11 protein-coding genes are annotated in these 10,786 nt (G+C 63.4%); 2 read left to right on the top strand and 9 right to left on the bottom strand.

Going from position 1 to position 10,786, the window contains the following annotated elements:
• Positions 1-335 (bottom strand): DUF7931 domain-containing protein (locus tag VK519_RS08550; protein ID WP_524538985.1); only part of this gene is annotated, 335 nt, incomplete at its 3' end.
• 39 nt (positions 336-374) lie between these two features.
• Positions 375-1,553 carry a JmjC domain-containing protein gene (locus tag VK519_RS08545; RefSeq protein ID WP_324349020.1) on the bottom strand — a complete coding sequence of 393 codons (1,179 nt, stop codon included), beginning with the start codon at positions 1,551-1,553 and terminating at the stop codon, positions 375-377.
• An 85-nt stretch (positions 1,554-1,638) separates the two neighbouring features.
• Between VK519_RS08545 and cysK the strand changes: the two genes are divergently transcribed.
• Positions 1,639-2,580, top strand: a complete 942-nt coding sequence (gene cysK / locus VK519_RS08540) for a cysteine synthase A (protein WP_324349019.1) — start codon at positions 1,639-1,641, stop codon at positions 2,578-2,580.
• A 1-nt stretch (position 2,581) separates the two neighbouring features.
• On the opposite strand, the gene purB is transcribed toward cysK, so the two are convergent.
• Positions 2,582-3,949 carry an adenylosuccinate lyase gene (gene purB / locus VK519_RS08535; RefSeq protein ID WP_324349017.1) on the bottom strand — a complete coding sequence of 456 codons (1,368 nt, stop codon included), beginning with the start codon at positions 3,947-3,949 and terminating at the stop codon, positions 2,582-2,584.
• A 120-nt stretch (positions 3,950-4,069) separates the two neighbouring features.
• On the opposite strand from purB, the gene VK519_RS08530 reads away from it, so the two are divergent.
• Positions 4,070-5,470 carry a class II fumarate hydratase gene (locus tag VK519_RS08530; RefSeq protein WP_324349016.1) on the top strand — a complete coding sequence of 467 codons (1,401 nt, stop codon included), beginning with the start codon at positions 4,070-4,072 and terminating at the stop codon, positions 5,468-5,470.
• A gap of 1 nt (position 5,471) precedes the next feature.
• On the opposite strand, the gene VK519_RS08525 is transcribed toward VK519_RS08530, so the two are convergent.
• The 6 genes from VK519_RS08525 to VK519_RS08500 all read right to left on the bottom strand — a co-directional run.
• Positions 5,472-6,716: a hypothetical protein gene (locus VK519_RS08525; RefSeq protein ID WP_324349014.1), complete on the bottom strand. Its 1,245-nt coding sequence runs from the start codon at positions 6,714-6,716 to the stop codon at positions 5,472-5,474.
• A 100-nt stretch (positions 6,717-6,816) separates the two neighbouring features.
• A complete protein-coding gene (locus VK519_RS08520; RefSeq protein ID WP_324349012.1) occupies positions 6,817-8,145 on the bottom strand; it encodes a hypothetical protein in 1,329 nt (442 codons plus the stop codon).
• 127 nt (positions 8,146-8,272) lie between these two features.
• The gene (locus tag VK519_RS08515) at positions 8,273-9,256 is read right to left on the bottom strand and encodes a hypothetical protein (RefSeq protein ID WP_324349011.1); all 984 of its coding nucleotides are present in this window, start codon (positions 9,254-9,256) and stop codon (positions 8,273-8,275) included.
• Entirely contained in the window at positions 9,253-10,110 is an 858-nt protein-coding gene (locus VK519_RS08510) for an ABC transporter ATP-binding protein (protein ID WP_324349009.1), read from the bottom strand. The genes VK519_RS08515 and VK519_RS08510 overlap by 4 nt, the downstream gene beginning before the upstream one ends.
• Positions 10,107-10,487, bottom strand: a complete 381-nt coding sequence (locus tag VK519_RS08505; RefSeq protein ID WP_324349007.1) for a GntR family transcriptional regulator — start codon at positions 10,485-10,487, stop codon at positions 10,107-10,109. The genes VK519_RS08510 and VK519_RS08505 overlap by 4 nt, the downstream gene beginning before the upstream one ends.
• Positions 10,488-10,492: 5 nt before the next feature.
• Positions 10,493-10,786, bottom strand: a 294-nt coding sequence (locus VK519_RS08500; RefSeq protein ID WP_324349005.1) for a hypothetical protein, incomplete at its 5' end; no start/stop codon positions are given.

Below are 10,786 nucleotides of genomic sequence, written 5' to 3'. Positions count from 1 at the left end.
CCACCAGCGTCGACCGCGGTGTAGGCGCATGCGTAGGCAAGGTCCGCCACCTCCGATGGCACGCGAATGGACATCGCACTGGACATGCGCTGCACCAGGGCAAGCAGGCGGGGTGCCTCTACCTGCAGCCGCGAGGCATCCTGCACCAGGATGCGGATCCGGGCCCCGCGGCCGGATGCGGCAAGCGAGCGCAAGGCGTCCAGGACGGCTTCGTCATCGTGGACGTCGCTTTCCAGGCGATGTTCTAGGATCGATGCTTCGTGGCGTGCGCTGGCCAGGAGCCTGGCGAGTGCGGCGGCCCGCATCGGGGCGGAGGCGATGGGTTCGGCGGCCATGCTTGCTCCAGGCATTGGTTTTTGATCAAGGTGGGCGGGCTAGCGACCGCGGGAGGGGACCAGGACGCCATCGTTGACCAGGGCCAGCAGGACGTCGACGTCCGCGCCGTCCAGGGATTTGGCGTCAAGCCGTGGTTTTGCACACACGGCGCGCGCGAAGCCGGTGTTCGTGTCGTACGCGTGGCCGCTGGCGAAAAGACGTGCATGGCGGCCGTGGCGGGCCCATGCCAGCCGCGCCCAGGGATGGCGAAGGAACTCCCGCCCGGCGGCGAGGTGTTTTTCCAGGGCAGGAACGGTCATCGCCCGCTTGGGTTCCGCGATCGTCTGTGCGCTTCGGTACCGGGTGATGAATCGGCCGAACCAGTCTGCCAGGGTGTCGTCGTCGAGGATGGAGGCGGTGGGCACGGCGGCGCGGACCCGGGCCAGGGCGGCCGTGTCGATCTCGCCTGCCGCCGTGGCGGGAGCTAGGTCTGGATCGGTATAGCGATCTTCGTCGGCCAGGCGCTCGGCGATGAAGTCGGCCAGGTCGCCGGTCAATTCCGCCTTCGACGGCGCTCGCATGCCGATCGAGAGCGTCATGCAGTTGCCTACTGCCACGCCATCGTGTGGCACGCCGGGCGGCAGGTACAGCATGTCGCCGGGCTCCAGCAGCCACTCGTGGGTCGCCTCGAAGCTTGCCAATTGCTTCAGTTCGATGTCGGGGCGGAAGTCCTTGGGCGCTGCCGGATCGTTGCTTATCGCCCAGTGGCGCTGACCGATGCCCTGCAACAGGAACACGTCGTACTGGTCGACGTGGGCGCCCACGCCGCCGCCATTCTCGGCGTAGGACACCATCACGTCGTCCACGCGCCAGCTGGGCAGGAAGGCGAAGGCGTCGAGCAGGGCGGCGACATCCGCATCCCATTTGTCGACATCCTGCACCAGCAAGGTCCAGTCGCGCGGTGGCGTGGAGGCGAAATCGTCTTCCTTGAACGGCCCGCTGCGCACTGTCCAGCGATCGCGTTTGTCATCATGGGTGATGAGCCGGGCCAGTACCGCTTCTTCCATCGCCAGGCCCGCCAGGTCGTCGGGCTGCAGCGGCGGCTGGAAGCCCGGAAAGGCGTTGCGGATCAGCAGGGGACGTTTCTGCCAGTAGTCGCGCAGGAACTCGGCGGGGGGCATGCCCAGGCGCTGGCGGGCGTCGCCGCGCACTTCGATGGTTAGGGAGGTTTTGGCCATGCCTTTCATTCTAGCCGTTGGGCCGGTTGCCCCGGGAGGATGATGCGGCGCAATATCGGTGGTCCATGTCCCCGGGAAAACGATCATGATCTACGAAAGCATCCTGGACACCATCGGCAACACGCCCGTGGTGAAACTGCATCGACTGGCGCCTGCCGGCGTGACCCTGTATGCCAAGGTGGAAGCATTCAACCCCGCCGGATCGGTGAAGGACCGCCTGGCCCTGGCGATCATCCTGGACGCGGAGAAAACCGGCGCGATCAAGCCCGGGCAGACGGTGGTGGAAGCAACCTCCGGCAATACCGGCGTGGCGCTGGCGGCGGTGTGCGCGGCTCGCGGCTATCCCTTCGTGGCGGTGATGAGCGAAACGTTCTCGATTGAGCGGCGCAAGCTGATCCGTGCCTACGGCGGCAAGGTGGTGCTGACGCCCGCCGCGGCCCGCGGCAGCGGCATGGTGAAGAAGGCGAAGGAGCTGGCGGACAAGCATGGCTGGTTCCTCGCCCGCCAGTTCGACAATCCGGCCAATCCCGCTTATCACCGCAGCACGACGGCGGCGGAGATCCTGCTCGACTTCGCGGGAAAGCGGCTGGACTACTTCGTTACCGGCTGGGGTACCGGCGGCACCATGACGGGCGTTGGCGAAGTGTTGCGGGTGGCGCGACCGGACGTGAAGCTGATCGCCTGCGAGCCTGTCGGGGCGTCGTTGCTCAACGGCAAGGAATGGCAGCCGCACAAGATCCAGGGCTGGACACCGGATTTCGTGCCTTCGGTGCTCAACCGCGAGGTGGCTTCGAAAGTGCTGACCGTTGATGATGTCGTCGCCCGTGACACGGCCCGCCGCCTGGCGAAGGAGGAGGGCATCTTCGTGGGCATCAGTGCCGGCGCCACGATGGCCGCAGCCCTGGAAGTGGCCAAGGATGCAGGCGATGGAGCGGTGATCCTGGCGATGCTGCCCGATACGGGCGAACGGTATCTATCCACATTCCTGTTCGAGGGCGTGAACGAGGGTTCGGACGAGATCGATTGATCTAGATGCCTTTCGCCAGTTCCGAGGCCAACCCGGTGTAGGTGCCTGGGGTCATTTCCAGCAGTCGCTGTTTGGCCTGCTCGGGAAGATCCAGCCCGCCGATGAACTGGCGCATCGAGTCGCGCGTGATGCCGTGGCCACGCGTCAATGCCTTTAGCTGTTCATAGGGCTCCGGCAGGCCATAACGGCGCATCACCGTCTGCACCGCCTCAGCCAGCACTTCCCAATTGGCGTCGAGGTCGGCGGCCAGGCGGTCGGCGTTGACGGTGAGCTTGCCCAGGCCCTTGCGCAGCGATTCGAGCGACACCAGCGTGTGCCCGAACGCCGTGCCCAGGGCACGCAGCACCGTGGAGTCGGTAAGGTCGCGCTGCCAGCGGCTGATCGGGAGCTTTTCGGCGAAATGGCCAAGCAGGGCATTGGCCACGCCGAAGTTGCCCTCGGCATTCTCGAAGTCGATCGGATTGACCTTGTGCGGCATGGTCGAGGATCCGACCTCGCCGGCTTTCAGCGTCTGGCGGAAGTAGCCCTGCGAGATATAGCCCCAGATGTCGCGCGACAGGTCGATCAGGATGACGTTGGCGCGGCGGACGACATCGCAGAACTCGGCGATGCCGTCGTGTGGTTCGATCTGGGTGGTGTAGTCGTTGTACGACAAACCAAGCTGCTCGACGAAGCCCTTGGACAGAGCCCGCCAGTCCACTTCCGGATAGGCCGCCACATGCGCGTTGAAGTTGCCCACGGCACCGTTGATCTTGCCGGGGATCTCCACCTCTACAAGTTGGTCGCGCTGGCGCACCAGGCGCGCCACCACGTTGGCCAGTTCCTTGCCAAGCGTTGTCGGCGAGGCTGTCTGGCCGTGCGTGCGCGAGAGCATCGGCAAGGACGCCTGCTGATGGGCAAGCGCGCGCAGCGCATCGATCACCTGGTCGAGGGCCGGCAGCAGCACGTCGTCGCGGGCGTCGCGGAGCATCAGCGCATAGGACAGGTTGTTGATGTCCTCGCTGGTGCAGGCAAAGTGTACGAACTCGCGAGCCTGGGCCAGCGCGCCGTCGTCGCCCATGCGCTCCTTGATGAAGTACTCCACGGCTTTCACGTCGTGGTTCGTGGTGGCCTCGATGGCCTTGATGCGGGCGCCGTCTTCGAGCGAGAACCCATCGGCAAGGGCCAGCAGCTTGGCCATCGAAGCCTCGCCGAAGGCGGGCAGTTCGACGATGCCGGTGTGGGCTGCCAGGGTGAGCAACCAGTGGATCTCCACATGCACGCGCCGGTGCATCAGGCCGTATTCGCTGAAGATCGGCCGCAGCGGCTCCACCTTGGAGGCGTAGCGCCCGTCGAGCGGCGAAAGGGCGGTGAGGGCGGCATGCGACATGGCGGCGTCCGGGCATTGTCGTGGGTCAGCCGGCGATTATACCCGTGCCGCCTCCACGCGGCTTTAGCCTGGGTCCTGCCTATACTCAAGGCCAGGCCCCACCTTCAAGGAATGCCCCGCATGACCACCAAGTTCCGCACCGAACGCGACAGCATGGGCGAGCTGAATGTCCCGGCCGATGCGCTCTACGGCGCCCAGACCCAGCGTGCCGTCGACAATTTCCCCATTTCCGGCCTGCCCATGCCCCGGGAGTTCATCCGTGCCCTGGGCCTGGTCAAGGCGGCTGCCGCCGAAGCCAACGGCAAGCTCGGCTATCTGAAGAAAAAGCAGGTGAAGGCGATCCGCCAGGCCGCCGAGGCGGTGGCTGCGGGCCAGTACGACGCGCATTTCCCGATCGACGTTTTCCAGACGGGCTCGGGTACCAGTTCAAACATGAACGCCAATGAGGTGATCGCGCATATTGCTGCCAGGGCAGGTACGGCAGTACACGCGAACGATCACGTCAACTACGGGCAGAGTTCCAACGACGTGATCCCCACGGCCATCCAGGTGAGCGCCGCGCTCACCGTGCACGAGCACCTGTTGCCGGCGCTGGCCCACCTGGGCAAGACCATCGACAAGCGTGCCCGCCAGCTTCGCAACGTGGCCAAGACGGGCCGCACGCACCTGATGGACGCCATGCCGGTGACCTTCGGCCAGGAACTGTCCGGCTGGTCGGCGCAGGTGGCCTCTGCCCGGGAACGCATCGGCGACACGCTCGTCCGTGTGCAACGGCTACCCCAGGGTGGCAGCGCCGTGGGTACTGGCATCAACGCCGATCCGAAGTTCGGGCCTGCGGTAGCGCAGGAGCTGAAACGCCTGACCGGCGTGAAATTCGAATCGTCGACGAACTTCTACGAGGGCATGTCCTCTCAGGACGCGGCGGTGGAGCTTTCCGGCCAGCTCAAGACGCTGGCCGTGTCGTTGATGAAGATCGCCAATGATCTTCGCTGGATGAATTCCGGCCCGCTTGCCGGCCTTGGCGAGATCGAACTTCCGGCGTTGCAGCCGGGGTCGTCAATCATGCCCGGCAAGGTCAATCCGGTGATCCCGGAAGCCACGGCGATGGTGGCAGCGCAAGTGATTGGTAACGACGCCACAATCACCATCGGAGGGCAATCGGGCAACTTCCAGTTGAATGTAATGTTGCCGGTGATCGCCTATAACCTGTTGCAATCGATCGAGCTGTTGGCCAACGTCTCGCGCCTGCTCGCCGACAAGGCGATCGCGGGCTTCACCGTGAACCGGGAGCGCATCAAGCTGGCGTTGGAGCGCAATCCCATTCTGGTCACCGCGCTTAATCCGGTGATCGGCTATGACAAGGGCGCCGCGACCGCCAAGCAGGCCTACAAGGAAGGGCGGCCGATCCTGGATGTGGCCGAACAGACGACCGGGCTGGCACGGGAGGCGTTGAAGGAGTTGCTCGATCCGCTTGCCCTGACGAAGGGCGGCATTCGCGAAGGAGGTGGCGGCGGTGGTTGATTCACCCGTCGCCCTCGCCAGACGAACTCTCACTATCGGTATCGAGCGAATAATCAAGGACGACGGGGGCGTCGTGCGAAAGCAGGTCCGGGCCACCCTGGACAAACTGGTCGCGGATCCGGGATGCACGCTCATTTGCACGTAACGGATCGTTCGGCGACAGCACGTTCAGCGCCATATGCTGCACCTCAAGCGGGAACGCGCGGCCGATGCGATGCGTGCTTCGCGATAGCACGAAGCGGCTTCGCGCGGGGTCAAAAAAGCCACCCTCACGCCTGGCATGATGCTCGACTTCCGCGCAGGGCGCGCATGGAACGAACCGGCCAGCCATGGGTACGATGACGTGCTTGCCGTGGGCCAGTCCGAGCGTTCGCGTGGCTTGCTCGTAAATATCTTCGCTATGTGTCGCAAGGTACTCTTCGATGCACTGTTCGGCGTGCATGGTTTGCGAGACGTTGGGCGGCAACCTTCCGACAAGGCTGGCATCCTTCAGGGGATAATGAATGGCCAGGCGAGCGGAGTGCCCCGTGGTTCGAAGATCTTCCAGTACCGCGAGGATGGTCCTGAACCCTGCGGCACATTGATCGGCTATCTCGGCAAGTGAAAGATTGGTTTCTTTGCACTTTCCTATGCCATTACGGATCTCCGATGATGCCCTTTCAATGGCGGCGGCAGTGATTGTCCCTGATGCGAATGTACCCTTCAGCTTCTGCAAGTGGCGCCAACGCCGTGCCGTGATTACCGGGTCCCAGAGGTGGTTGTCCTTCATTGCCACCCGGCGCGCGGCGCCTTCAGGCGGTGCGATATCGCAAAATGCCGTGCGCAGCGAGTCGACGATTCTATCGCCATGGAAATTCGAACACAGATGAAGCGTGTCGCCGATGACACTGGCCTGGACTTCCAGCGGATCGACATGGTGTAGCGACTTCATCGTCGTGTTGACGGTGACGCAAATGTGCCTGAGCGACTGGTGCAGCCGAAAGAAGCCACGGTAGGGCTTGGCGGGCTGCGGTGGCACGGGATGGCGGTGGAGCCTGCCCGCAGCTTCCGTATCCAGGTAAAAGGCTGGACGACTACCGACGTGTTGAACATCGTTTGAAACGACGCCGCCGCCGCACGGCCCGATCACGAGGCGGTTCGAAACGGCGTGAAGCGGGACCGCCATCGGTCCGTCATTGCGTGCCCTGCCATCGGCCGAATGCGGGCCAGTCGGCAGGGCGGGGGGCAATCCGATTGCCTGGAGCATCGTCCACCTCGGATGTTGTATTGCGTGGGTGCCAGTCTAATGGCGGAGTATCCGATGTTCGACGCGTCGGCCTTCGATGAAGCGTGTGCTGGTTTCTTCTTCAGTTATTGGATGGCCGTGCGGGTGTCATGGAGGCAGCGTCAAGCGCGTCCCGGCCGATGGGGTGGGAGGCGAGGTCTTCGTAGTCTTCCATATGCTGGTAATGAAGGGTTTCAGTACCGTCAGTGACGCCCACGCCGGCTAGCATAATCTCGTGAAAGGAATGATGGTTCTTCGGTGGCATGAGATTGGCAAGCATGACAAGCCGCGCCTCGGCCAGCGTCGGCCAATCCGCGACCCCCGACGTGCTGTATCCCACCATTTCCTTGCACATGGCGTAATGGTTCAGATAACGAAGCGCATGGCCGCTCGGGCCGGAGATGACCGGTTTGCCCAATTCCATCGCTTTCTCGACCCACGCATTGACAATAGGATCGGCCGGATCGTGATACCGCACCACGTTCGACCGGGCCCCCGTCGTGTGCTGGCGAAACTGGGATCCTAATGGGTTGGTCAGTCGCGTCGGGCTGGTTGGGCAGTTGTCATTTTCGTCCAGGATGTCTTCTTCGGTGCTCCAGGGAATGCGCAAGTCATCGCACAAGAGGGTCTTCCGCGCCGACTCATCGAGGGAACTGAGGACGTGGAAAACGCCTGCGTTGGCATCGAGGCCTTCGAGGCACAGGTCGTCCTGGACGAATTTGTCCGGGTCAGGTTTTGTCGCCAGCAATGCCGTCCACCGGTCGGCGATGAGGTTGGACAGACGGGCGGGGTACTGCTCGGGCCGGGTAACCTTGTAGATCTCCAGGTCGAAGGCGTGCATGTTCCACGGTGCAATGATGTTGGCTTTGGATGAGACCGAATTGAATATGCACAGGCGGCGCTCGAGATTCACGATATAGGGTTTATCGCGATATTCCGTAGCGGATCGATCGATGTTGTATTCCACCCGTTCGGCTTTGGTAAGCGTGGCCAGGACGTGGGCGTCGAGTGTGTCGGTGTCTTCGCTGAGCTCATGGGCGCCGCCGATGTGCTTCATGCTGCGGATCTCGTCGCGTTCATGTTCGTCGAAGGCGGCCATGCGGTCGGGTGCGCCAGTCAGTGAACGAATGCGCTGGGCAATACCTACAAGCCTTGGGTCCGATTTGAGCGCCTTTCCAAGCAGCATCTCAAGCTCATGGTTTGTCGTCGAATTCGTTCGATAGGGCTCGGTGTCGAAGTAATTACAACTTGCACCAGGCGCCTGGCTGCCGCATGCCACGTTCGTTGGGCGGGACGTTGCGCACGCATTTCCGACATCGCTTAATACGTCAGTGCGGAATGGCGAGGATTGGGCAGGAGAACCAATCATCGCGGAAGGCGAGGGGGAAGGGGTGTGGATATCGATCTTCATGCAAGTACCTACGTGGCGGTTAGGATGTTGTCCTCCGCCTCATACTCGTCCGGAATACCTGGGCGAGCTTTCAAAAAAAAACCGCCGGATAACCGGCGGTTTGGAAGCATTTAGATTTCAGTGGCCTTTAGGTGTCGTCGCGCCAGCGGCGGATCCAGATGGCCCCGGCGATCAGCGCCGCGCCGCAGAGCATGCCGATCCAGGCGGTGGCGGTTCCCAGCGTGGCGTACAGGTTGCCCAGGCTCAGGAACTGCACCATCGGGTTGTCCGGGTTGTCGATGCCTTCCAGGCCGATGCCCAGGCTGACGTTGTTGCTGGCATGGTGGGCGGCGGCAAACCAGCTGCCCGGCCACACGCTACCCAACAGACGCGGCAGGAACTGGCTCCAGTAGAAGTTGCCCGAGGGCATCAGGCCCATCAGCTGCACCCACCAGATCAGTACGCCAGTCACCACCGGGATCGCCACTGCCCACAGGAAGGGCTTTGACTTGGCCCAGGCCGAGCACACCAGCAGCCAGCCCACCGTCGGCAGTGCCCACAGGAAGTACATCGGGATGCTGGCGAGGAGGTTCGCGACCACCCGGAACGGATGGGCCAGGGTCAACAGCTGCCACACGCCCAGGCCATGCATCGACAACACGGTGGCATACATCAGCAGGGTGATGAGCCCGGCAACGACACCGGTGACGAAGGCCACGGCCGGGGCGACGATGGTGGCGGCCAGTACCTTGGACAGCACCGTCTGCGTGTCGCTGATCGGCAGTGACTTCCAGAACAACAGGCTGCGATCGCGGCGGTCGTCGTACAGGGCGCCCAGGCAGTAGAAGAACACCACGAAGCCCATGACTACCGAGATGATCGCGGTGGAGAACAGCATGGCCGTATCCAGGCCCATGCCCACCATCGAAAGCTGCCTCTGGTCGAGCATCTTGCCCAGTTCGCGGATGGAGTTGCCGCCGAAGCGGAAGTTCTGCCCGGAGACGACTTCACCGGCGATCAGGGTCATCAGGTTCAATACCAGGAAGATGGCGCCGCCGATCAGTGGCGCGCGGATGAAGCCGCCCTTGTGTTCCCAGATTTCGCGTTTGACGAGCCAGTAGAGGGTGTTCATGCGTAGGTTCCCTTCATGGTGGCGACGAAGAGGTCGGCGATGGACGGCCGGCGCAATTCCCCGAGCGTGGACAAATGCCCGCGGTCGGCGTTATCGAACAGGAAGATGCTCTTGCCGAATACCTGCCGTTCGTCGAGCGGCTTGAGCGCGCGGGCCTCGGCGGCGCGTTCGGCGCCCACCATCACTTCGCAGAAGCGTTCGCCCACGGCGTCCATGTCGGCATCGAGCACGATGCGGCCGTCGCGGATGAACATCAGGTCGGTGAGGATGTGTTCGATTTCCTCCACCTGGTGGGTGGTGATCAGGATCGTCTTGTCCTCGTCGAAGTAATCTTCCAGCAGGCTCTGGTAGAACTGCTTGCGGTAGAGCAGGTCCAGGCCCAGGGTGGGTTCGTCCAGCACCAGCAGGCGGGCGTCGATCGCCATCACCAGGGCCAGGTGCATCTGTACGATCATGCCCTTGGACATCTGCTTGACCTTCATCCGCGGCGTCAGCTTGGTGCGCGCCAGGAAGGCCTCGCACTTGGCGCGGCTGAAGCGGGGGTGCACGGCTTCGACGAAATCCACGGCGTCCTTCACGCACAGCCAGCGCGGCAGCACCGCTACATCGGCGATGAAGCACACCTGTTCCATCAGCTTGTTGCGGCTATGGCGCGGGTCCATGCCCAGCACGGAAAGCTCGCCGTCGAAATCGGTCAGGCCCAGGATGGCCTTCAGCGCCGTGGTCTTGCCCGCCCCGTTGGGGCCGATCAGCCCGACGATGCGGCCGGACTGGATCTGGAAGCTGGCGCCGGCCAGCGCCCTGGAGTCCTTGTAGGTCTTGGACAGGCCGTTGGCACTGATGACGGTGCTCATGGGGTCTCCTTCGCGTTGCCGCCTTCAGGCAGGTCGCGCATCAGGGTCTTGAGGTCCAGGCCAAGGCGCTGCAGTCGAGCCAGCACGATCGGCCACTCTTCGCGCAGGAAACGCTCCCGCTCGGATTTCAGCAGCGCCTCGCGGGCGCCATCGATAACGAACATGCCCAATCCCCTCCGTTTTTCAACCAGTTGTTCGTCGACCAGCTCCTGGTACGCCTTCGAGACAGTCAGCGGATTGATGGAAAAATCCGCTGCCACCTGGCGCACCGACGGCAGCGGGTCGCCCTCGTTCAGGGCGCCGTCCAGGATCATCGCCACCACGCGTTCGTGCAGCTGGCGATAAATCGGGACGCTGTCGTTCCAGGTAACGGTCATATGGGTTATTCCTTGCCTGCGGGGCGAAGTGCCGTGCCAAACGAATAGTAGGGCATGGCCAGTTGTGATCCGATCAGTCCCAGGGCCTGGTCGCGTGCATCACGGGCCAGCGCGGTCGTGCCTGCGCCCCGGTGCAGTGCGCCTGTCGCGCCCATCTGGGCTGCGGTCGGGCGGACGACGATGGTCTGGAACTGGGTAACTTTGATGCCGTCGATGACGGAAGCCAGCGGCTGGGCCGGGGCCGGGAATTCGATATCTGCGGAGCGCAAGGCGAACAGGGTGGCTCCGACTAGCAGGGT

Source organism: Pinirhizobacter sp., assembly GCF_035317885.1.
In the GTDB taxonomy this organism is placed as follows: Bacteria; Pseudomonadota; Gammaproteobacteria; order Xanthomonadales; family Rhodanobacteraceae; genus Pinirhizobacter.
The sequence above is the reverse complement of the archived record's forward strand: the minus strand, read 5'-3'. Positions and strand labels throughout refer to the sequence as shown.